Origin of the sequence: Bacillus cereus group sp. BfR-BA-01356, from assembly GCF_022663635.1 — a bacterium.
Classification (GTDB): Bacteria; Bacillota; Bacilli; order Bacillales; family Bacillaceae_G; genus Bacillus_A; species Bacillus_A cereus.
Genome location: NZ_JAKUFX010000105.1, coordinates 1 through 20,701, shown reverse-complemented (window position 1 = coordinate 20,701; position 20,701 = coordinate 1). Strand labels below are relative to the sequence as shown.

The window sequence follows — 20,701 nt, the reverse complement described above, 5'->3', positions numbered from 1 at the left end:
TGGAACTGAGCCGAAGATTAAGTTTTACTTTGGTGTAAAAGATAGTTCTTTACAAAATAGTGAACAAAAGTTACTTACTATTAAAGAAGACATTATGAATCGTTTATAATACAAAGTAATTTTAAGTAGTAAGGAACAAAAGGGAGCGAAATCTCCCTTTTGTTTTATGTAGGAAATGCTTGCTATTGATTCCGACAGGAGAGAGGGTATTTTGTGATGAAAAAAGTAAGAAAAGCGATAATCCCAGCAGCTGGATTAGGAACACGTTTTTTACCAGCAACGAAAGCAATGCCGAAAGAAATGTTACCGATAGTAGATAAACCAACGATTCAATACATTGTGGAAGAAGCAGTGAAATCGGGAATCGAAGATATTATTATTGTTACTGGTAAAACAAAGCGCTCTATCGAAGATCATTTTGATAACGCATTTGAACTAGAACAAAACTTATTAGAGAAGAAAAAATATGAGTTGCTTGAAAAAGTACAAGCTTCTTCAAAAATGGTAGATATTCATTATATCCGTCAAAAAGAGCCGAAGGGACTAGGACATGCTGTTTGGTGTGCGCGTAAATTCATTGGTGATGAGCCGTTTGCAGTGTTACTAGGTGATGATATTGTCCAAGCTGAGAAACCGTGTTTACGTCAATTAATGGATGAGTATGAAAAAACACTTTCTTCTGTTATTGGTGTACAAACTGTTCCAGAGTCGGAAACACATCGCTATGGAATTATCGATCCATTAGAACAAGAAGGTCGTCGTTACCAAGTTCGCAATTTCGTTGAGAAACCAGCGCAAGGTACAGCTCCTTCAAACTTAGCAATTATGGGCCGTTACATTTTAACGCCTGAAATCTTTATGTTCTTAGAACAGCAACATGTCGGTGCTGGTGGTGAAATTCAATTAACAGATGCAATCCAAAGCTTAAATGAAATCCAACGTGTATTTGCTTACGATTTCGAAGGAAAGCGCTACGACGTAGGTGAAAAGCTAGGATTCGTTCAAACGACAATTGAAATGGCCCTGCAACACCCAGAATTACGTGATGACATGGTTGCAATGATGAAGAAAATTTTAGAAGAACAAGCGAATCAAGAGTCATAATAAAAAATGAGTTATTTCAGTATACTGAAATAACTCATTTTTTTATTATGAAATCGTCGAATGAGAATGCTGATAAGCAGAACGACGCACAGCATAGTATATGCGAGGTGCGATAATAGCACCGATAATTGTAAATGCAATATCTTTTACTGCAAACCACATCATAATCATCCAAGCAGCTTTATAGCTCATATTACCGCCCATAAAGAGATTGACTGCTCCGTACATGTAAGTAGTACCGATTATATAAGTTAAAATAATTCCAGTGAAAGAGGCAATTGCAAATGTAATGAAAGTGGGTCTTTCTTTTTGTTCTACTAGTTTTCCTGATACGTAAGCAACGATAATAAAGGCGATAATAAAACCACCAGTAGGATCTAAAAGTGCTCCAAATCCAGCTTTGAAGTTAGCGAAGATTGGTGCGCCGGCTAAACCAACGAGCATATATACAGTCATGGATAAGGCACCAAGTCTACTTCCAAGAAGAAGACCTGCTAAAATTGCGAAAAATGGTTGCATAGATAATGGGATGCCTGCTACTTGTAAGAAAGGTGCCCAAGATACAATATTTGCACCGATGGCCATAAGAGCAACGAACATGGCAGCTAATGCTAAATCTAAAACATGTAATCTTCTCATAATGTTAACCTCCTGTTGTTTTTAGGTTAACATTATCGTAGCGAAAATATTTACTTGTTGTCAATCAAAATATTTTGATAAGAAGGCTTTAAATAGTCTCTTAGCAACGTATATGGAATACGAAATTGCGGAATTCCACTTGAATAGGGAGCAATCTCATATAAAGGGAAATAAATGACGAGATTGTCTGGCTCTAAAAAGAAGTGAAATTTTTTCATACTCATTACTTTTTCAGTTGCATCAGGAAAATAAATGCTTTCATTTTGTTTAATTTGTCGTACAATCTCTGCACGGATTACATCTTTATATTTATCCTTTTGTTGAAATAAATCGTCTAAGTGCAGCACCTTTTTTTCGTTTAAATCAAATGTATTTGCCTTCCACGTATAAAGACCGTGTGCTCCGCCAGTATATTGATAGTAATTCACATATAGGCTAAGAAAAGGTGGTTTGTTTAAAGAGACTTTATAATCAACATTTGCTACGTACGGATGAAAGGGTGTACTAGATCCTGCTGTCTCTTTATAATATTTTTTTGCTTCTTTTTCTAATTTGTTTTTAAATTTGTCAGTGGATTTTTTGTAGTATAAATTGAGTTTATTTTGAAATTTAGAATCAGAAAAGTTGTGAAAAGAAGGCCTATTTATTTGATATTCTATATAAGGTTTCTTACCTTTTTGCGTTACAGTCTTAACATCGATTGTCAGGTTAGATGCTTTGGCTGTTATTGCACAATTTGGTACAATAGTCAGCAAGGAGAACATAAGCAGTAATATACAAAATTTCTGTTTCATTTAGGTGAAGCCTCCTTATATAAGTGTTATAAGTAGTTTGAAAATAAATAGGTAAAATTATACATTTAATTAAAGTAAGAGAAGGGGGAAGCGATATGGCAAAAACTTTAATGGATTCACTTGGAATTGAGTTGTTAGAGATGACAGAAGATAAGGTAGTTGCTACGATGCCTGTTGATGAGCGTACGCATCAACCGTTTGGATTTTTACATGGAGGTGCATCGGTTGCATTAGCGGAAACAGTGGCAAGTGTTGGTTCATATAATTTAATTGATCAAGAAAAATGTATTTGTTTCGGATTAGAAATTAATGCAAACCACATTCGCTCAAAGAAAGATGGAATTGTAACGGCGATCGGAACACCGATACATAGAGGACAATCGACAATGGTTTGGGATGTTCGTATTATTGATGAAAATGATGATTTACTATGTATATCAAGATGTACAGTAGCAATTAAAGAAAAACGTGAAAAGTAAAAAAGAGGCGCTCTTACGAGCAGCCTCTTTTTCTTATAATTAGAACTGGATTTTCTTCTCTAAGAAACCTTTTAGTTCGCTAATTGGCATACGAACTTGTTCCATTGTGTCACGGTCACGTACTGTAACAGCTTTGTCTTCAACTGAGTCGAAGTCGTATGTGATACAGAATGGTGTACCGATTTCGTCTTGACGACGGTAACGTTTACCGATAGAACCAGTTTCATCAAAGTCTACCATGAAGTCTTTAGCTAATTCTGCGAATACTTCAGTAGCACCTTCAGATAGCTTCTTAGATAATGGTAAGATAGCTGCTTTGTATGGTGCTAAAGCAGGGTGGAAACGAAGAACTGTACGAGAATCGTTTTCTAATTGCTCTTCTTCATATGCATCACATAAGAATGCTAATGTTACGCGGTCTGCGCCTAAAGATGGCTCGATGCAGTATGGCACGTAACGCTCATTCGTTTGTGGATCAATATAGTTAAAGTCTTCGTTTGAATGTTCCATGTGACGTTTTAAGTCGAAGTCTGTACGAGATGCAACGCCCCAAAGTTCGCCCCAACCGAATGGGAATTTGAATTCAATGTCAGTTGTTGCATTACTGTAGTGAGATAACTCTTCTTCACCGTGGTCACGAAGACGCATGCTCTCTTCAGACATACCAAGTGAAAGTAACCAGTTTTTACAAGTTTCACGCCAGAATGCAAACCACTCTAAATCTTCACCAGGCTTACAGAAGAATTCAAGTTCCATTTGTTCGAATTCACGTGTACGGAATGTGAAGTTACCAGGCGTGATTTCGTTACGGAAACTCTTACCGATTTGGCCGATACCAAATGGAAGCTTTTTACGCATAGAGCGTTGAACGTTTTTGAAGTTTACGAAAATACCTTGTGCTGTTTCAGGACGAAGGAAGATTTCGTTTGTGCTAGACTCTGTAACACCTTGGAATGTTTTGAACATTAAGTTGAACTGACGGATTTCAGTGAATTCTTCACTACCGCAATCAGGACATTTTACTTCATGTTCTTTCATTAAATCAGCCATTTGGTCGAAAGTAAGACCGTCAACAACCATTTCGATGCCTTTTGCATCTAAAGCATCCTCAATTAATTTGTCAGCACGGTGACGAGCTTTACATTTTTTACAGTCAATCATTGGATCGTTGAAGTTACCAACGTGACCAGAAGCGATCCAAGTTTTAGGGTTCATTAAAATAGCTGCGTCTAAACCAACGTTGTGTGGAGATTCTTGAATGAATTTTTTCCACCAAGCTTTTTTAACGTTATTTTTTAATTCGATTCCAAGTGGACCGTAATCCCAAGTGTTTGCAAGACCACCGTAAATTTCAGAACCAGGGAAAACAAAACCGCGATGTTTCGCTAAGTTTACAACTTGTTCCATTGAATACATAAGAAAATCCTCCTTTTGAAAGTTAACGTATTGGCGATGACATACTCTGATACTTTGGAAACGAGCAGTATATGCTAAAAAGAACATAAAAAAACGCTCATCCCAAGGCTTATTTGCCTAGGGACGAGCGTTTGCCCGCGGTTCCACCCTAGTTGATACACAAAAGGTGCATCCACTTTATCATGTATTGCTCGGGACTGCCGTTTCCTTGCGGCTTCAGGCTTTCACTATCCCTGAATCGCTTTTTATGCAAGTACTTATAAGTCCGTCATCGCTACTTATATTAATAATAATGAACATATTCTAACACGTTCTTTTTTAAATCTCAATAGAGGAACGCGTCTATCTATGATAGAGTCTCGCCTATTTTTTCATTATTTATTCCGTAATTTTCTTTAATATGCTTAATTGCTTCACGCTTACTTAATGGAGCGAGCTCATTGTTTTGAACGTATTCCCAAACTACATCCGGATTTGTTTTTGCATATTCACGAAGGACCCAGCCAATCGCTTTTTGAATGAAAAATTCTTTTGAAGAATGTAGTTGTCCAATAATCCAGAAAAGAAGTTCTTCATCCATCTTTTGTTTATATTTTAGTTGGAATAAAATAGCGGCACGTTGTAACCATATGTTATCTGATGCAATCCATTTTGGAATATAGGCAGAAATTAATTCTGGATGTTTTAAAAAGATATCGCCTAAAAATGTAGGGACGATGCTATCGACAGAGTCCCACCAAGATTTTGTGACAATCAGTTCTTCTAAGAAGGGGATATGAGTTTCGTTTATATGCTTTTTATATTTTTGCATAATATCAAGTGCGGCCGCTTGGAATTCACGTTCTGGTAAGTCCCAAAGCTCACGTATGATAATTTGGAAGTCTTTTTGATCTGGGAGAGTATGTATTTGAATGATGTCTTTTAATAATTGGCGTCTTTCCGGTGTTTGAATACCTAGAAATGGGAAGTGATTTTTCATATAACGAGCCATAGGTTCTGCTTTTTCAGGATTTTGATGAGCTGTGAAATGCTCTTGTAATGCTTTTACAAATGGATGCATAAGTGTTGCTCCTCTCTTATTCTCTTTCTTCTCTTATTATACAAAGAGTTTGGATAAATTTTAAAACATAACTTGCAATGTAATGAAATATGTTGAAAGTAGAGAGGAGAGGATAAGATGGAGGATCAAGGCGTATTAGCAGGTTTCTTTGCTCTTAGTTTTGCGTTTATTCTTGTTATATTGATTTGGGCAATTATTTCATATTTGTTAACGGCTTTTGCACTTTATTCGATGGCGAAAAATGATGGTGCAACGGACGGGGTGCTTGCGTTTATTCCGTTTTTGAATAGTAAGACATGGGGTGACTTAGCGAAAGATAAATTACCAGATTTTTTGAAAGAAGAAGCAGGGTGGAAAGTATTCGGTATATACGTTGCATGTTTTATTTTTAATTTCGTACCAATTATAAGTTTACTAGCAACAGCTGTATCGATTGTATTGTCCATTTATCTTATCTACGCTATTTTAGACAGATACGGAACGAACTCTATATTATTTACGATTATTCATGTAATCACATTTTCAGTGTTCTTACCGATTCATTTATTTATCATTCGAAATGAACCGGTGAGATATAAAGAGTAGATTTTTCTTTTTTGTTGATAAGTCGATATATTTTAGATATAAGTAAAAAAGCGCCCTGATTATCAGAGCGCTTTTTTTACTACATAAGGTAGCGTAAATAAATATAAATGTGAGAAATGATTAATGAAACGATCATAATTGGGAAACCGACTTTTAGGAAGTCCATGTAACTAAATTTATGTCCTTCGCGGCTCGCGATACCTGCAACGATTACGTTAGCAGAAGCTCCGATTAATGTTCCGTTTCCGCCCAGACAAGCACCTAGTGCTAATGCCCACCATAATACATCGATTTGTGCGTCAGATGGTGATAAGCCTAGCCCAACTGCCATATCGTTAATAAGTGGAATCATTGTTGCAACGAATGGGATGTTATCAATTGTTGCAGAGGCGATACCAGATACCCATAAAATAAGGATGGATGCGTAAGAAATATCTCCGCCTGTTATACCAATTACTTTTTGAGCTAACATTTTGATAAGACCGATATCGATAAGTCCTCCAACAAGTACGAATAGCCCTGCGAAGAAGAAGATTGTTACCCATTCTACACTTGCGAATACCTCTTCAATTTCATGTTCTTTCACACCAATTAACATAAGTACAGTAGCACCAGTTAAGGCGATAATAGCGGCATCAATATGGAAAATAGAATGAGTCATGAAACCTACAATTGTAAGTCCAAGTACCGTTAAAGATTTTTTCATTAATACTGGATCTTTAATGTATTGTTTTTCATCTAAGCTCATTAATTTTTTAACTTGTACAGGATCGGCAATTAATTGTTTACGGTACATAAAGTAAAGTATTGTTGCTGTAACTGCAATAATAATAATTACGATTGGTGCTAGATTCAATAGGAAAGCATTGAAGTCTAAATGCTTATTTGCAGAACCAATCATAATGTTAGGTGGATCACCAATTAATGTTGCTGTTCCTCCAATATTTGAAAAAATAATTTCAGAAAGTAAATAAGGAACAGGATTTACTTGCAGTATGCGCGTAATAGATAAAGTAACTGGAACAACAAGAAGTACAGTTGTAACGTTATCTAAAAATGCGGAGCCAAGCGCGGTAAGTAGGGAAAGGGAAATTAAAATTTTAATTGGATTTCCTTGTGCCCCTTTTGCTGCTTTAATGGCAACGTATTGGAAAACACCTGATTTACTCGTAATGTTCACCAAAATCATCATACCGATGAGTAGCGTAATCGTTCCCCATTCAATATGTTTCGTAAAGGCGTTATGTAAATCGACGACCCCCACAATTACCATGAATGCTGCACCGAGAAGTGCGATGACAGCGCGATTAATTTTTTCAGAAATAATAATGGCATATGTAATTAAAAAGACTGCGATAGCAAAATAATACTGCCAGTTAGCGAGTTCTTGCGTTGTTTCGTGCAAAAATCTCATCTCCTTTCATTCATTTTTCTTAGTGTGTCAAATATTAACTAGATGAAACACACATAACGTCATTATAAAGTAGAAAAACTGCGGATGTAAATGAAAGGAGAGATTTTGTCATATTTTCTGCATAGGTCATTTTTTCTTATTTTTTAAAATATTTGTGGGCATTTGACATATATATAAGATACATCCAATCTGAATATTTAAAATGGAATTAGCATTCGAGCTTGTTCGTGTAGGAGTGTCAAATAGAAAGGAATGACAAAAATGATAAGGAAGGGATCGTATGGATGAACAACGATTTTTATTTTTAGACTTTGAGTTTACGATGCCCCAGCATAGAAAGAAACCGAAAGGATTTTTTCCAGAGATTATTGAGGTAGGACTCGTTTCAGTTGCTGGCTGTAAGGTAGAAGATACGTATTCATCACATGTCAGGCCGAAAACATTTCCTTCTTTAACGGATCGATGTAAGAAGTTTTTGGGAATAAAACAAGAAGTCGTGGATAAAGGGATTTCATTTCCTGAACTCGTTAAGAAGCTTGCAGAATACGAAACGAAATGTAAACCGACAATTGTAACGTGGGGAAATATGGATATGAAAGTGCTGAAACATAATTGTGAAATGGCAGGGATAGCTTTTCCATTCTTCGGACAGTGTCGTGATTTATCGCTTGAGTATAAGAAGTTTTTTGGAGAAAGAAATCAAACAGGATTATGGAAAGCAATTGAGGCGTATGGAAAAGTAGGGACAGGGAAGCATCATTGTGCGCTTGATGATGCGATGACGACGTACAATATTTTTAAACTAGTAGAAAAAGATAAAGAGTATTTAGTAAAGCCAGCACCTCCAACATTAGGAGAACTTGTTGATTTTTCAAAAGTGTTAAAGAAAGTGAGCACACAGTAACGACCAAATTGCACATTATGTAATTTGGTCGTTTTGTTTTTTAGAGTTTGTAGTCTTTCTTTAACTGTTGTAATGTTTCTAGACTACGCTCTGCAAAAGGTGAATCATCTTCAGAAAATGAATTCATTTGAGTTTCTAATGCTAATTTTAGTGACTCGGTATAATCCGGAATTTCTCCTTCATATTTTTTCACCATTTGCTCTGGAATGTTCGTCTGTTCACGGAAAGCTAAAGCGCGTCTTTCATGGAAAAATGGTACGTCAGCTTGTTTTACGTTATGTAAGTCACCTTGCACCGGATGTTTTAAAACAGCTAATACTTTTACGACGTAACTGCCAGGGCGGCTATTTGTAACTTCGCCGATGTATTTTCCTGTTTTATAAATACCAGTAACGATTTCGCCAATTTCAAATGTTTCTCTCATATTTTTCACCTCAAGTTTATAGTAAGGAAAGTAGGAGAAGGAGTCAAAGAAATCATTTGCTTTCAGAACGCCCCTTGAGAATATGGATAGGTTCCACTATAATTTAAAATGATATAACAGAAAATTCTGATGTTTTATAAATCCTATAATAAGGAGTGTTCTATATGATGCCTTTATATTTTCCGGAAGATAAAACAGAATATATTATTCCAGGGATTGTTTGCGTTCTATTTATTATCGGTGCTATTGCCACGTGGCGTATGTTTATTCGTGTATCAAAAAGAGAAGCAGAGCGATTGCAGAAAGTTGAAGAAAAACTATTAGCTGAAAAGAAACAGTAATGCATTTTTGTATGTTTCCCTCTATGCTCGGACAATCTAAGGGCAGAATATATTTTGGAGGGAATAAAATGAAGAAACGGCTTTTTTTCAGTTGTTGTTTATTATTTCTGATGGCAGGTTGTGACCAAGGAAAGCCGAAAGAAATTGAAGTGAAATTACATAATGCTTCAGGAGATGAAGTAGGGACTGCGAAAGTAGTGCAGCAAACAAGTGGCGTGAAAATTACGATTAAAGGAGAAGGTTTCACGCCAGGACCACACGGACTACATGTACATGAAATTGGAGAGTGTAAGGCACCTCGTTTTGAATCATCCGGGAATCATTTTAGTCCTGATGATAAAAAACATGGTCTTCTTAATCCGAAGGGGGCAGAAAACGGTGATTTACCGAACGTAGTTGCAGATGGTTCTGGAAAGATTAAAGCGGAAATCGATGCACCTCACATCACACTTGAAGAAGGAAAAACGACGATTCATAGAAAAGATGGAGCGTCTATTATTATTACAGAAAACCCTGATGATGGTATGACTCAACCGACAGGTAAATCAGGGGATCGAATTGCTTGTGGCGTAATTGTAAAAAAAGCATCGGATATGAAGAAAAAGTAAAAGCTACCGTGAATGGTAGCTTTCTTTGTGAAATGTAATTGAAAATATATCAACTTACCGACAAAATATGACAAAGGAGTCTGTCCAAGAATGATTAGGGGGACAGACTCCTTTCTTATTATGAAAACGTATGACGCAGTCTGTTTAAAATTTCTTCTAAAACAGATCGTGGACAGCCGATATTAATTCGAATATGTTCTTCGCCACCTAACCCGTATTTCTCACCAGGTTCAACAATGATTTTTCCTTTTTCCTCAAGTAATGCAGTACGCTCGTTTTGAGAAAGCTTTAGAAGAGAACAATCAATCCATAATAAAAAGCTACCTTCTGGCTTCGTTACGGAAAGAGCAGGTATGTGAGTTTTAATATATTCACAAGCAAATTGAGCATTATCTTCTATATATAATCGAATTTCGTTTAGCCAATCATTACATTCTGTATAGGCACTTTGCATCGCTGTATAAGCGAAGATATTTAATCTGTGGAAGCCTTGTCTATATTGGATAGATGTAAAGGCTTGACGGAGTTTTTCATTTGGAATGATAATAATCGATGCTTGTAATCCAGCGATATTAAATGTTTTACTTGGAGCCATACAAGTAATCGTGCGAGCTGCTAATTCTTCAGATAAAGAAGCGAACGGTGTATGTGTATGATCTGCGTAAATAATATCGGAATGAATTTCATCCGCCACAACGATTACGTTATATTTAGTACATAACGATCCGAGCTGCAAAAGTTCCTCTTTCGTCCAAACGCGCCCGATTGGGTTATGAGGGCTACAAAGAAGCATGAGTTTGATGCCTTGCTGAAACTGCTTTTCTAAATGCTTGAAGTCTATCACATATGTATCATTTTGTTTCTGTAATGGACTCACGTATAACTGTCTGTTGTTTGTTGTAACCATTTCGAAAAATGGAGGATAAATAGGTGGTTGTACGAGAACGGATTCGTTTTCTTTTGTGAAAGCCTGTATGCTCGTACTAAGAGCTGGAACGATTCCGGCGCTAAAGACAATCCATTCTTTTTGAATATCCCAGTCGTATTGTTGTTTTGTCCAGTTACAAATAATATTCCCAATATTTTCGGGAGGAAGTGTATAGCCAAAAATCGGATGTTCGATTCGTTGTTTTAAGGCAGTTTGAATTGGTTTTGGTACTTCAAAATCCATATCAGCAATCCAAGCATGGATAAGTTCTTCGTTTTTATATGTATCCCATTTTATACTATGCGTTCCACGTCGATTGATTGCTTTATGAAATAGTTGCATAAGTTTGCTCCCTTCTTCTGTAAAACCAATAAGTTATGAAAGTTCTCTCTCTTCTTATAGAATAGCTGATGTGATAGGATAAAGAAAAGTATTAAAAAGTGAAAAGGCGGGAAGCGAATGGGTACATATGAAAAGATGATAGAGGTTGTGAAGAATTGGGATCCGTTTCAAATGGGACCGGAGTTTTATGAAACAGAAGCGAGCGATGTTGTGAACGTCATAAGTGTGTTTGACGATCCAAAATACATCGCAAAGAAGATTCAACATATATACTTTATGTCTTTTGAGGAAGTACCTGCGCTTGAAAAATGTGAGAAATTAGCTATGGAATTACTTGTAATAAAAGAAGGTGGAAGCTGTTCATTATAGGCTGTCGGAATTTCCGACAGCCTTTTTTATATTATCCCGCTATTTTCCGGGCAGTAAGACCCCGACCTCAAAATTCAGCGGAAGCAAAGAAGTTAGGTAGGGACTGATTAAAGTTTCATTTTATTGCGCGGAAAAAGCGATAATTTCTTCATAAACATGTTCAGGCTTTTCTTCAGGTAGTAAATGTCCTGTATTTTCATAAGAAATAAATTTTGAATTCGGTAAATCTTTGTGTAGACGATGACCTACATGTACAGGGACGACGCGGTCTTTTTCACCCCAAATGAGTAGGATAGGTGTTTCGATTTTTTGTAATTCAGTTGAAGATAAGTCACCTTCACGGTCTCGTATCATGCGAGTTAAAGCGGGAAATATACGGTTGTCATAAAAAGGAGCGGAGTAACCTTTTTTCATTTCATCGTCAATTAATGAGTGATCATGAACGACATTCATTAAGTTATGAACAATGCCGCGCCGTATAATCCAGTTCTTTACGTATAAATGAAAGAACGGTAAATAAGAAGAGTATAGTAAAGGTAAGGTTGCGCGCGCTAAATAGCTCGAGCTACATAGTAAAATCGTCTTTGAAATGAGTTCAGGACGTATACGGTTTACATAGAGAGAAATTTGTCCACCCATAGAATGCCCAACTAATACAATGTTTGAGAGAGATAAATGTTCAATTAAATCAATAATAATCGTTGCTAAATTGTGATAAGAATACTTAAACAGATGAGACTTATCACTTTTTCCGAACGGTGGTAAATCAAGAGCAATGACTGTTCCTTCCTTCGCTAGTAAAGGAATGAGACGGCGGTAACTGAATGAGGAAGATAAAAAGCCGTGAACGAGTACGAAAGTAGGGCGTTCTGTTTTATTATCATGTTCATACAATTCGTAATGAACAGTAGTGCCGCGAGTGGAAAAAGTGAAATAAGGACAAGTATATTTATGATTCATTTTTTGTCACTCCATTGATTTTTGTTCATATCATCTCCAAGGAAGAAGAAAATATGTTAACAAAAAAAGGCAAGATGACGATGTCATCTTGCCTTTCGTTTATTCAGTATTATCCGCGCACAATATTAGGCGGTGTTTTTCCTTGTAATCCTGCAACTAAATTTTCAGCGGCGGTCATGGCCATTTGCTGACGAGTTTTTAATGTTGCAGATCCGATATGTGGTAAAGTCACAACATTTTGTAATGATAAGAGTGGATTATCTTTTTGAATTGGCTCTTGTGTAAAAGTATCGATGCCTGCTGCAAAGATTTTCTTTTCTGTTAAAGCATGGATTAACGCTTCTTCATCTACTGTTTTCCCCCGAGAAGCATTAATGAAGATTGCTGTTTCTTTCATTAATGAAAATTCCTTTTCTCCGATAAGGTGATATGTTTCATCTGTTAATGGAGTAAGAAGAACAATAAAGTCAGACTGCTTCAGTAGCGTCTGTAAATCACAATATGTAGCATCGAATTTTTGTTCAGCTTCTTCTTTACGACGGCGGTTATAGTAAAGAACATTCATATCAAATCCGAATTTTGCTCGTTTTGCAACGGCTTCTCCAATTCGGCCCATACCGATAATACCAATTGTGCTATGGTGTACATCTAGTCCGAAGTGTTCTTTTCCGATTTCAGCGTTCCATTCACCATTTTTTACGTAAGAATCGAGTTCGCAAACGCGGCGCCCAGCTGATAGCATAAGGGCGAAAACGAGATCAGCTACTGTATCATCTAATACGTATGGTGTATTCGTTCCGATAACATTTCGGTTTTTCATCGCTTGTAAATCAAAATTATCGTAACCAACAGAAATATTGCTCACTACTTTTAAGTTAGGAGCCACTGTCAGTAATTCTTCATTAATAGCAGATCCGAAATTTAATAACCCATCTTTATCTTGTATTTTCTCTAATAGAACATCACGAGGTACTTTCTCATTTTGATCCCATTTTTCGTAATCACAGTGTTCTGATAAATAGTTTTCTACAAATGTCGGAACTGGTTCAGCAATATAAATTTTTGGTTTCACGGTTCCATCCCCTTTCGCTTTATCACGCATTTTTCCACTGATTAAAGTTTCACTTTACCCCGCTTTAACGAGCAGTAAGACTCCAACCTAAAAAGACGGTTGAGACAAAGAAGTGAGGTGGGAGATCAACTGCTCGTAAAAGCCCGATTGGTGTGGGCTGATAATCAGCGGGGTGAAGCATTCCGCTGATTAAAGTTTCACTTTATTTTGACATAATTCAATAGAAAAATCTTCTTTCCAAACTGGAAAGGGTATTTGTATAATTTAGACACAAACGAAAAGGAAGGATGATTTATATGGTGACAGAAAAAGAATTAGAATTATTAGCTTGTCTTGAAAAGAGTAGTCGATTATCTGTAGATACATTAGCGAAGCTGTTAAATATAGAAGTAGAAGAAGTAAAGAAGATGGTTGCGAGATTAGAAAATGAAAAGATTATTGTGGATTATGTAACACATATCGATTGGACGAAAGTGAAAGAACATACAGGTTTAACGGCAATGATCGATGTGAAAGTTACGCCAAAGCACGGCGTTGGGTTTGATGCGGTTGCTGAGCAAATTTATCGTTATTCAGAAGTGAAATCCGTTTATTTAATGTCAGGGACATATGATCTTTCTATTACATTAGAAGGGAAAACGATGGGGGAAGTAGCGATGTTTGTTTCTGAGAAATTAGCAACAATTGAATCTGTCGTTTCTACAACTACTCATTTCATTTTGAAGAAGTATAAACATGAGGGCGTTATTTATGAAAAAGACGATGATGATAAGCGAATTGTGGTGACACCATGAAGCAATTTGAACTATCTAGATCAGCAGAATCTTTAAAACCATCTGGTATTCGAAAATTTTTTGATTTAGCAGCAAATATGAAAGGTGTTATTTCCCTCGGGGTAGGAGAGCCGGATTTTGTTACCCCTTGGAATGTAAGGCAAGCATGTATTCGTTCTTTGGAACAAGGGTATACGTCATATACAGCAAATGCAGGATTATTGGAGCTCCGTCAAGAAATAGCAAAGTATCTAAAAAAACAATTTGCAGTATCTTATGATCCAAGTGATGAAATCATTGTTACAGTTGGAGCGAGCCAGGCGTTAGATGTAGCGATGCGTGCCATTATAAATCCTGATGATGAAGTGCTCATTGTTGAACCAAGCTTCGTTTCTTATGCACCACTTGTGACATTAGCTGGAGGAGTTCCGGTTCCTGTGGCGACTAAGCTAGAAAACGAGTTTAAAGTACAACCAGAACAAATTGAAGCAGCTATTACAGCGAAAACAAAGGCGATTTTACTTTGTTCACCAAATAACCCGACAGGTGCAATGCTAAATAAATTCGAGCTTGAAGAAATAGCAGTGATTGTTGAGAAGTACAATCTAATTGTATTATCTGATGAAATTTATGCAGAGCTTGTATACGACGAAGCATATACAAGTTTCGCGAGTATTAAAAATATGCGTGAGCATACGATTTTAATTTCAGGATTTTCAAAAGGATTTGCGATGACAGGATGGCGTCTCGGTATGATTGCAGCTCCTGTTCAGTTTTCAGAATTGATGCTCAAAATTCACCAATATTCCATGATGTGTGCACCGACGATGTCTCAGTTCGCAGCACTTGAAGCGTTACGTGCGGGGAATGATGAAGTAATTCGGATGAGAGATAGTTATAAGAAGCGTCGTAATTTTATGACGACATCTTTCAATGAAATGGGCTTAACGTGTCATGTGCCGGGCGGAGCATTTTATGTTTTCCCTTCTATATCTTCAACAGGATTATCTTCAGCGGAATTTGCAGAACAGTTATTGCTGGAAGAAAAAGTAGCTGTTGTCCCTGGTAGCGTATTTGGCGAAAGTGGTGAAGGGTTTATTCGTTGTTCTTATGCGACGTCGCTTGAACAACTTATGGAAGCAATGAAGAGAATGGAACGGTTTGTTGAAAATAAAAAAAGGACAAAACGTAATACGTTTTGTCCATAAAAGGGGGGGAATACTAGAAAGCCATGTGTTAGTAGTCTATCCCAATATTGGAGAATTATACTTCTTTAAGGGAAATTTTTCATGAATTTTGAATGAGTTCTGTCATAGTGGTATAATTTACTAATATAAGGTATGCGCATTCTAGATATTGTTATCTAGAATGTGTACTAACCAATCGGATATTTAAAATAAATATATCTGCTTTGCTCTCTATAATTGTAGAGAGAATGGTAAACGTATGGGAGTGTTTCATATGTCAGAACAATATACAACAGGAGTGGTTGTAACAGGGAAAGTGACTGGAATTCAAGATTACGGTGCGTTTGTAGCGTTAGATGCAGAAACACAAGGACTTGTGCATATATCTGAAATTACAAATGGATATGTAAAGGATATTCATGACTTTTTAAAGGTCGGCGATACAGTAGAAGTAAAGGTACTTTCAATTGATGAAGAGCACAGAAAAATGAGTTTATCGTTAAAAGCGGCGAAAAGAAAACAAGGAAGGATTCTTATACCGAACCCATCTGAAAACGGATTTAATACGCTGCGAGAAAAGTTGGCAGAATGGATTGAAGAGTCCGAGTTAACAAAGTAAAAGAGGAACGCATATGAGCGTTCCTCTTTTACTTTATCTTATGATATATATTTGCAAATATGATTGCATGCAATCATATTCGTATGTCGGAGGTGAAAGGACATACTGATTATCGAATTTCGTTTGTTTCTGGGTGCGTACCAAGATTTTCAGATGGTTTAAACAGTAAACCAAGGTTGATAAGCCCAGATATACCAACGATGCCGTAAATAATACGTGCAAGAGCTGAATTTTGTCCACCGAAAATGGCTGCTACTAAGTCAAACTGGAAAAACCCGATTAGTCCCCAGTTCACAGCGCCAATTACAGTAAAGACTAATGCGATACGTTGTAAAGTACTCATGAAAAAGCCCCCCTTAATTGTGAAGCATGAGCAAGCGATGAGTTAATTAACTCTTTTATAGAATGGGGTAGTTATGTTGTTTTTATACATAAAAAATGTTTGAAAGAAGATGTATATACATCTATACCGAAAAATGCGAATTTTTATGCAAAAAATGAACTTTTTCTAAAAAATATATATTGGTTACGTTTACAATGTTTGAATCGCTTGATTTACAACTTCAGTTTCGCTAAAGTGAATACAGAAATACATATCCATAATTGGAGGGAAAAAGATGAGTACACATGTAACGTTCGACTATTCTAAAGCGTTATCCTTCATCGGTGAACATGAAATCACTTATTTACGTGATGCAGTGAAAGTAACACATCACGCAATCCACGAAAAAACTGGAGCTGGGAACGATTTCCTTGGGTGGGTAGACCTTCCGCTTCAATATGACAAAGAAGAATTCGCTCGCATTCAAAAATGCGCAGAAAAAATTAAAAATGACTCTGACATTTTACTTGTTGTAGGTATTGGTGGTTCTTACCTAGGAGCACGCGCAGCAATCGAAATGTTAAACCATTCTTTCTACAATACGCTTTCTAAAGAACAACGTAAAACTCCACAAGTGCTATTTGTTGGACAAAACATTAGCTCCACTTACATGAAAGATTTAATGGACGTATTAGAAGGTAAAGACTTCTCTATTAACGTTATTTCCAAATCAGGTACAACAACAGAACCAGCACTAGCATTCCGTATCTTCCGTAAGTTATTAGAAGAAAAGTATGGAAAAGAAGAAGCTCGCAAACGTATTTATGCAACTACAGATAAAGCGCGTGGTGCATTAAAAACATTAGCTGATAACGAAGGTTACGAAACATTTGTTATTCCAGATGATGTTGGAGGTCGTTTCTCTGTATTAACGCCAGTTGGTTTATTACCAATCGCAGTAAGTGGCTTAAATATTGAAGAGATGATGAAAGGTGCAGCTGCTGGGCATGATGACTTCGGAACATCAGAACTAGAAGAAAATCCAGCTTACCAATACGCAGTAGTTCGTAACGCTTTATACAATAAAGGAAAAACAATTGAAATGCTTGTTAACTATGAGCCAGCACTTCAATACTTCGCTGAGTGGTGGAAACAGTTATTTGGTGAAAGTGAAGGAAAAGATCAAAAAGGTATTTTCCCATCTTCAGCAAACTTCTCAACTGATTTACACTCATTAGGTCAATACGTTCAAGAAGGGCGTCGTGACTTATTTGAAACAGTTCTTAAAGTAGGTAAATCTACACATGAACTAACAATCGAATCAGAAGAAAACGATTTAGACGGATTAAACTACCTTGCTGGTGAAACTGTAGACTTCGTAAACACAAAAGCATACGAAGGTACATTACTTGCACATAGCGACGGGGGAGTACCAAACTTAATCGTAAATATTCCTGAATTAAATGAGTACACATTCGGTTACCTTGTATACTTCTTCGAAAAAGCATGTGCGATGAGCGGCTACTTATTAGGCGTGAATCCATTTGACCAACCTGGAGTAGAAGCATACAAGAAAAACATGTTTGCTTTACTTGGTAAACCAGGATTTGAAGAATTAAAAGCAGAATTAGAAGAGCGTTTAAAATAATAAAAAGCGACCGGATTCCGGTCGCTTTTTATTATTTTATCGAAAAGTTCATCAGTATATTCAAACTAAAGTGGGTATGCTAAAGGAAAAGTCTAGGAGGGATGGGCTTGATTCCGATTCAATCAAATTTAGAAGGACGTACATATGCGTTATATAAGTTAGAAGAGATTATGAAACCACTTGGATATAGCATTGGTGGTAATTGGGATTATGATAAAGGATGCTTCGATTACAAAATTGATGAAGAAGATGGGTATCAATTTTTACGAGTTCCATTTACAGCCATTGATGGAGAACTAGATGTACCAGGCGTAATAGTTCGTCTTGGAACGCCGTATATTCTTTCGCACGTATATCAAGACGAACTAGATGATAATGTGAATACTTTAACAGCTGGAACAAGTGGAATGGATCAATTTGCTGAGCCGAAAGATCCAGATGGAGATGTGAAAAGAAAATATATCAATATTGGGAAAGTGCTCATGCAAGAATTAGAGCGTCATTTTACTAATGGTGAATAACAATGAGTATGTCGCTTTCAATGAGAACAAAGGAATGAACTGGATTAATCATATATTGTTCGTCGCGCTTTATACCTAGTAAGAGAATGTTTTGCTTTAAAAGAGTATAGCTACAATTGGCAAAAGTTTGTCCGGTGCAGGACGATGGAAGCTCCATCAGTTGTAATTTATTATCAGAGATTTCGTCGTAAAGTGAAAATAGTACACCTGAAATGGAAGGGAATAAAAGAGAAGCGGTAAATACATAGCTCGTTAATTTATTTCCTTCTATAATTTCTGACACGCCAGCTCTCGTTGCATTTTGTATTTGTTCAGAAGTAAGAAGTTCAGCGATGCAGTGAATGTTTGGGTTGAGCCCTTTTGCAGTTAAAATATTTAAAATGGACTGTGTATCCGCTGAGCTTTCGTTTTTTTCTTTATCAGCTGTTATTAATATGGTGTGTGCCGTTGCAATATTGGCCTTTAATAAAGTTTGATCGTGATGCGGACAACCTTTTATAAATTCTAAATGATGAAATGGTTTTGGGAGTAAAGAAAGTGTTTCATCAATTAAAACGATATCAAGGTTTGGTTGTAATACGTGCATTTGCTTTACAACATGTTTTGCGCGCTCATTCCAGCCAACGATAATCATATGACCGTTAGAAGTAGCGGCTTCTTCACCTTTAATTTTCATATATTGTTTATTAATCATTTCAGTAGCAAACAGCACCATATAATAAGAACAAAAGCCAGTTCCTAATAAAATAATACTTATACCTATTAGTTTTCCTATCGTCGTGTGGGGAGCAAAGTCGCCATATCCAACTGTAAAAATGGTAACGATTGACCACCAAATTCCGTCAAACCATGTAGTGAAATGAAAAGGTTCTAATCTATGTATAAGAAAACCGGAAAAAGCAGTCAGTACAATAATAAAACAAATTAAACGAAAAATAATGGAATCACGAAATGTATCTACTAAATTCGGACGGGATTTCAATTGCCTATTCCTCCTTACTTTGTAGGACTACATTCATTGTTGCCATTATAGAAAAAAGAAAAACTCTCTAATTAAAGAGAGTTTGTTTTACGTTACATACTTTCCACTTCAGTTTGTTGGACACTTTCAAGATGCTGGAGAGCATAGTAAACATCAGCAGTATGTCTTTTTTGATCAATGGACAGTTTAAGATGTAAATAGTGAGAACCGTTTTCTAATGTTTTAAGCTTCATATTCTTAACTTTTATATCCATTTCTTTTATTTCTTCAATTACGATTGGGATATTGTCCATATTTCGTACAACAAGTTTCACAGCGATATCACGTTGACGAAATGATCTAGGGCCTACATATTTCATCGCGAGTGGTATAAGTTCGACACTAATCATAAGGAAACACATTCCGAATATCGCTTCAATATAGAATCCGGCCCCAACAGCAATACCAATACCAGAAGCACCCCAGATCATAGCGGCAGTCGTGAGCCCTGCAATGCTATCGTTGCCTCTTCTTAAAATTACGCCAGCACCTAAAAAACCAATTCCTGATACAATTTGAGCGGCAAGTCGAAGTGGATCCATATTCATATGATCGGTATGTGGTAAGTTATAAGCTGCTTTAATAGAAACAATCGTTAGGAGGCAACTAATAATAGAAATAACTAAACACGTTTTTAAACCAAGTGGTTTCCGTTTTAATTCACGTTCTAAACCAATGGCAAATCCTAAAATAGCCGAGAGACCTAGTTTGATTAATAAATCGGTATAGTCCATATATATTCCTCCCTGTATGATATGCTATATGAATAAAACGCTTATTATAGAAAGAAACGTCTTTTGATAGAGTAACTTTATATAAAATATATGTAGGAATTACTCATACATGAAAGAGATATTTCGTTTAAGTATATGATATAAAAAAGAAATGTGGGCAGTTTTAAAAAAAGTTTATAAAAGGTGTTGCATTTCATTTTTCACCATGATATATTAATAACCGTCGCTGATGCGGAAACGCAGAAAACGACAAAAAAGAAATTAAAAAACTTAGTTGACATCGAAAAACGAAGATGTTAACATAAGGAAGTCGCAAATGAGCGACCAAGTAGTTCTTTGAAAACTGAACGAAACAAACAACGTGAAACGTCAATTTTTATTTTAGATGCTAGACAAACTAACTTTATTGGAGAGTTTGATCCTGGCTCAGGATGAAC

The 20,701-nt window shown here is 36.4% G+C and carries 25 protein-coding genes; 13 read left to right on the top strand and 12 right to left on the bottom strand.

Annotated elements, in window-relative coordinates:
• Window positions 1-109, top strand: a 109-nt coding sequence (locus MR168_RS33450) for a hypothetical protein (RefSeq protein ID WP_282093732.1), incomplete at its 5' end; no start/stop codon positions are given.
• 107 nt (window positions 110-216) lie between these two features.
• Entirely contained in the window at window positions 217-1,104 is an 888-nt protein-coding gene (gene galU, locus MR168_RS25315; RefSeq protein WP_002097988.1) for a UTP--glucose-1-phosphate uridylyltransferase GalU, read from the top strand.
• Between the two features lie 45 nt (window positions 1,105-1,149).
• Here galU and MR168_RS25310 read toward each other — a convergent pair whose 3' ends face one another.
• Both MR168_RS25310 and MR168_RS25305 read right to left on the bottom strand, forming a co-directional pair.
• A complete protein-coding gene (locus MR168_RS25310; RefSeq protein ID WP_001253379.1) occupies window positions 1,150-1,743 on the bottom strand; it encodes a biotin transporter BioY in 594 nt (197 codons plus the stop codon).
• 50 nt (window positions 1,744-1,793) lie between these two features.
• Window positions 1,794-2,537, bottom strand: coding sequence for a DUF3298 and DUF4163 domain-containing protein (locus MR168_RS25305; protein WP_000810326.1), 744 nt, complete (start codon window positions 2,535-2,537; stop codon window positions 1,794-1,796).
• Between the two features lie 95 nt (window positions 2,538-2,632).
• On the opposite strand from MR168_RS25305, the gene MR168_RS25300 reads away from it, so the two are divergent.
• Window positions 2,633-3,016, top strand: coding sequence for a hotdog fold thioesterase (locus MR168_RS25300; RefSeq protein ID WP_001140612.1), 384 nt, complete (start codon window positions 2,633-2,635; stop codon window positions 3,014-3,016).
• 39 nt (window positions 3,017-3,055) lie between these two features.
• Here the strand turns inward: MR168_RS25300 and MR168_RS25295 are convergent, their stop codons facing one another.
• Both MR168_RS25295 and MR168_RS25290 read right to left on the bottom strand, forming a co-directional pair.
• Window positions 3,056-4,432: a glycine--tRNA ligase gene (locus tag MR168_RS25295; protein ID WP_000287147.1), complete on the bottom strand. Its 1,377-nt coding sequence runs from the start codon at window positions 4,430-4,432 to the stop codon at window positions 3,056-3,058.
• A gap of 346 nt (window positions 4,433-4,778) precedes the next feature.
• Window positions 4,779-5,492: a DNA alkylation repair protein gene (locus MR168_RS25290; RefSeq protein ID WP_000553308.1), complete on the bottom strand. Its 714-nt coding sequence runs from the start codon at window positions 5,490-5,492 to the stop codon at window positions 4,779-4,781.
• 117 nt (window positions 5,493-5,609) lie between these two features.
• On the opposite strand from MR168_RS25290, the gene MR168_RS25285 reads away from it, so the two are divergent.
• Entirely contained in the window at window positions 5,610-6,077 is a 468-nt protein-coding gene (locus tag MR168_RS25285; RefSeq protein WP_000390061.1) for a hypothetical protein, read from the top strand.
• Between the two features lie 79 nt (window positions 6,078-6,156).
• Here MR168_RS25285 and MR168_RS25280 read toward each other — a convergent pair whose 3' ends face one another.
• The gene (locus MR168_RS25280; protein WP_000545209.1) at window positions 6,157-7,482 is read right to left on the bottom strand and encodes an ArsB/NhaD family transporter; all 1,326 of its coding nucleotides are present in this window, start codon (window positions 7,480-7,482) and stop codon (window positions 6,157-6,159) included.
• A 289-nt stretch (window positions 7,483-7,771) separates the two neighbouring features.
• On the opposite strand from MR168_RS25280, the gene kapD reads away from it, so the two are divergent.
• Entirely contained in the window at window positions 7,772-8,395 is a 624-nt protein-coding gene (gene kapD / locus MR168_RS25275; protein ID WP_000344356.1) for a 3'-5' exonuclease KapD, read from the top strand.
• A gap of 40 nt (window positions 8,396-8,435) precedes the next feature.
• On the opposite strand, the gene kapB is transcribed toward kapD, so the two are convergent.
• Entirely contained in the window at window positions 8,436-8,819 is a 384-nt protein-coding gene (kapB, locus tag MR168_RS25270) for a kinase-associated lipoprotein KapB (protein WP_001209344.1), read from the bottom strand.
• Window positions 8,820-8,983: 164 nt separating this feature from the next.
• Here kapB and MR168_RS25265 point away from each other — a divergent pair, with 164 nt between their 5' ends.
• Both MR168_RS25265 and sodC read left to right on the top strand, forming a co-directional pair.
• Window positions 8,984-9,160 carry a hypothetical protein gene (locus tag MR168_RS25265; protein ID WP_000982757.1) on the top strand — a complete coding sequence of 59 codons (177 nt, stop codon included), beginning with the start codon at window positions 8,984-8,986 and terminating at the stop codon, window positions 9,158-9,160.
• A gap of 68 nt (window positions 9,161-9,228) precedes the next feature.
• Complete coding sequence (gene sodC / locus MR168_RS25260) at window positions 9,229-9,768, top strand: superoxide dismutase [Cu-Zn] (protein WP_086412309.1); 540 nt, start codon at window positions 9,229-9,231, stop codon at window positions 9,766-9,768.
• A 118-nt stretch (window positions 9,769-9,886) separates the two neighbouring features.
• On the opposite strand, the gene MR168_RS25255 is transcribed toward sodC, so the two are convergent.
• Entirely contained in the window at window positions 9,887-11,038 is a 1,152-nt protein-coding gene (locus MR168_RS25255; protein WP_242291576.1) for a MalY/PatB family protein, read from the bottom strand.
• A gap of 117 nt (window positions 11,039-11,155) precedes the next feature.
• Here MR168_RS25255 and MR168_RS25250 point away from each other — a divergent pair, with 117 nt between their 5' ends.
• Window positions 11,156-11,407: a YugE family protein gene (locus MR168_RS25250; protein ID WP_000537638.1), complete on the top strand. Its 252-nt coding sequence runs from the start codon at window positions 11,156-11,158 to the stop codon at window positions 11,405-11,407.
• 120 nt (window positions 11,408-11,527) lie between these two features.
• On the opposite strand, the gene MR168_RS25245 is transcribed toward MR168_RS25250, so the two are convergent.
• Both MR168_RS25245 and MR168_RS25240 read right to left on the bottom strand, forming a co-directional pair.
• The gene (locus MR168_RS25245; protein ID WP_001015860.1) at window positions 11,528-12,367 is read right to left on the bottom strand and encodes an alpha/beta fold hydrolase; all 840 of its coding nucleotides are present in this window, start codon (window positions 12,365-12,367) and stop codon (window positions 11,528-11,530) included.
• 109 nt (window positions 12,368-12,476) lie between these two features.
• The gene (locus MR168_RS25240) at window positions 12,477-13,469 is read right to left on the bottom strand and encodes a 2-hydroxyacid dehydrogenase (protein WP_002024995.1); all 993 of its coding nucleotides are present in this window, start codon (window positions 13,467-13,469) and stop codon (window positions 12,477-12,479) included.
• 266 nt (window positions 13,470-13,735) lie between these two features.
• On the opposite strand from MR168_RS25240, the gene MR168_RS25235 reads away from it, so the two are divergent.
• The 3 genes from MR168_RS25235 (at window position 13,736) to yugI (ending at window position 16,018) form a co-directional block, all read left to right on the top strand.
• Entirely contained in the window at window positions 13,736-14,233 is a 498-nt protein-coding gene (locus MR168_RS25235) for an Lrp/AsnC family transcriptional regulator (RefSeq protein ID WP_000255696.1), read from the top strand.
• Window positions 14,230-15,420, top strand: coding sequence for an aminotransferase (locus tag MR168_RS25230; protein WP_000808534.1), 1,191 nt, complete (start codon window positions 14,230-14,232; stop codon window positions 15,418-15,420). The genes MR168_RS25235 and MR168_RS25230 overlap by 4 nt, the downstream gene beginning before the upstream one ends.
• Window positions 15,421-15,673: 253 nt before the next feature.
• Entirely contained in the window at window positions 15,674-16,018 is a 345-nt protein-coding gene (gene yugI, locus MR168_RS25225) for a S1 domain-containing post-transcriptional regulator GSP13 (RefSeq protein ID WP_000003764.1), read from the top strand.
• Between the two features lie 109 nt (window positions 16,019-16,127).
• Here the strand turns inward: yugI and MR168_RS25220 are convergent, their stop codons facing one another.
• Window positions 16,128-16,361 (bottom strand): DUF378 domain-containing protein, encoded by a 234-nt coding sequence (locus tag MR168_RS25220; RefSeq protein ID WP_000105788.1) that lies wholly within the window; start codon window positions 16,359-16,361, stop codon window positions 16,128-16,130.
• A gap of 274 nt (window positions 16,362-16,635) precedes the next feature.
• Between MR168_RS25220 and MR168_RS25215 the strand changes: the two genes are divergently transcribed.
• Together MR168_RS25215 and MR168_RS25210 are read left to right on the top strand one after the other, a co-directional pair.
• Window positions 16,636-17,988, top strand: a complete 1,353-nt coding sequence (locus tag MR168_RS25215) for a glucose-6-phosphate isomerase (protein WP_000103654.1) — start codon at window positions 16,636-16,638, stop codon at window positions 17,986-17,988.
• A gap of 107 nt (window positions 17,989-18,095) precedes the next feature.
• The gene (locus tag MR168_RS25210) at window positions 18,096-18,509 is read left to right on the top strand and encodes a YugN-like family protein (RefSeq protein WP_000612334.1); all 414 of its coding nucleotides are present in this window, start codon (window positions 18,096-18,098) and stop codon (window positions 18,507-18,509) included.
• Here the strand turns inward: MR168_RS25210 and MR168_RS25205 are convergent.
• Together MR168_RS25205 and MR168_RS25200 are read right to left on the bottom strand one after the other, a co-directional pair.
• Window positions 18,496-19,491, bottom strand: coding sequence for a potassium channel family protein (locus MR168_RS25205; protein WP_086412307.1), 996 nt, complete (start codon window positions 19,489-19,491; stop codon window positions 18,496-18,498). The two genes, MR168_RS25210 and MR168_RS25205, sit on opposite strands and share 14 nt — an antisense overlap.
• Window positions 19,492-19,583: 92 nt before the next feature.
• Entirely contained in the window at window positions 19,584-20,264 is a 681-nt protein-coding gene (locus MR168_RS25200) for an MgtC/SapB family protein (protein ID WP_000386676.1), read from the bottom strand.
• Between the last annotated feature and the right edge of the window lie 437 nt (window positions 20,265-20,701).

Coding starts and splice junctions, on each gene's coding strand:
- MR168_RS25215 (WP_000103654.1), top strand. CDS start 16,636: ATGAGTACACATGTAACGTTCGACTATTCTAAAGCGTTATCCTTCATC.
- MR168_RS25285 (WP_000390061.1), top strand. CDS start 5,610: ATGGAGGATCAAGGCGTATTAGCAGGTTTCTTTGCTCTTAGTTTTGCG.
- MR168_RS25255 (WP_242291576.1), bottom strand. CDS start 11,038: ATGCAACTATTTCATAAAGCAATCAATCGACGTGGAACGCATAGTATA.
- MR168_RS25305 (WP_000810326.1), bottom strand. CDS start 2,537: ATGAAACAGAAATTTTGTATATTACTGCTTATGTTCTCCTTGCTGACT.
- MR168_RS25220 (WP_000105788.1), bottom strand. CDS start 16,361: ATGAGTACTTTACAACGTATCGCATTAGTCTTTACTGTAATTGGCGCT.
- kapB (WP_001209344.1), bottom strand. CDS start 8,819: ATGAGAGAAACATTTGAAATTGGCGAAATCGTTACTGGTATTTATAAA.
- MR168_RS25250 (WP_000537638.1), top strand. CDS start 11,156: ATGGGTACATATGAAAAGATGATAGAGGTTGTGAAGAATTGGGATCCG.
- MR168_RS25230 (WP_000808534.1), top strand. CDS start 14,230: ATGAAGCAATTTGAACTATCTAGATCAGCAGAATCTTTAAAACCATCT.
- MR168_RS25240 (WP_002024995.1), bottom strand. CDS start 13,469: ATGCGTGATAAAGCGAAAGGGGATGGAACCGTGAAACCAAAAATTTAT.
- kapD (WP_000344356.1), top strand. CDS start 7,772: ATGGATGAACAACGATTTTTATTTTTAGACTTTGAGTTTACGATGCCC.
- MR168_RS25265 (WP_000982757.1), top strand. CDS start 8,984: ATGATGCCTTTATATTTTCCGGAAGATAAAACAGAATATATTATTCCA.
- MR168_RS25310 (WP_001253379.1), bottom strand. CDS start 1,743: ATGAGAAGATTACATGTTTTAGATTTAGCATTAGCTGCCATGTTCGTT.
- galU (WP_002097988.1), top strand. CDS start 217: ATGAAAAAAGTAAGAAAAGCGATAATCCCAGCAGCTGGATTAGGAACA.
- MR168_RS25235 (WP_000255696.1), top strand. CDS start 13,736: ATGGTGACAGAAAAAGAATTAGAATTATTAGCTTGTCTTGAAAAGAGT.
- sodC (WP_086412309.1), top strand. CDS start 9,229: ATGAAGAAACGGCTTTTTTTCAGTTGTTGTTTATTATTTCTGATGGCA.
- MR168_RS25290 (WP_000553308.1), bottom strand. CDS start 5,492: ATGCATCCATTTGTAAAAGCATTACAAGAGCATTTCACAGCTCATCAA.
- MR168_RS25300 (WP_001140612.1), top strand. CDS start 2,633: ATGGCAAAAACTTTAATGGATTCACTTGGAATTGAGTTGTTAGAGATG.
- MR168_RS25295 (WP_000287147.1), bottom strand. CDS start 4,432: ATGTATTCAATGGAACAAGTTGTAAACTTAGCGAAACATCGCGGTTTT.
- MR168_RS25200 (WP_000386676.1), bottom strand. CDS start 20,264: ATGGACTATACCGATTTATTAATCAAACTAGGTCTCTCGGCTATTTTA.
- yugI (WP_000003764.1), top strand. CDS start 15,674: ATGTCAGAACAATATACAACAGGAGTGGTTGTAACAGGGAAAGTGACT.
- MR168_RS25245 (WP_001015860.1), bottom strand. CDS start 12,367: ATGAATCATAAATATACTTGTCCTTATTTCACTTTTTCCACTCGCGGC.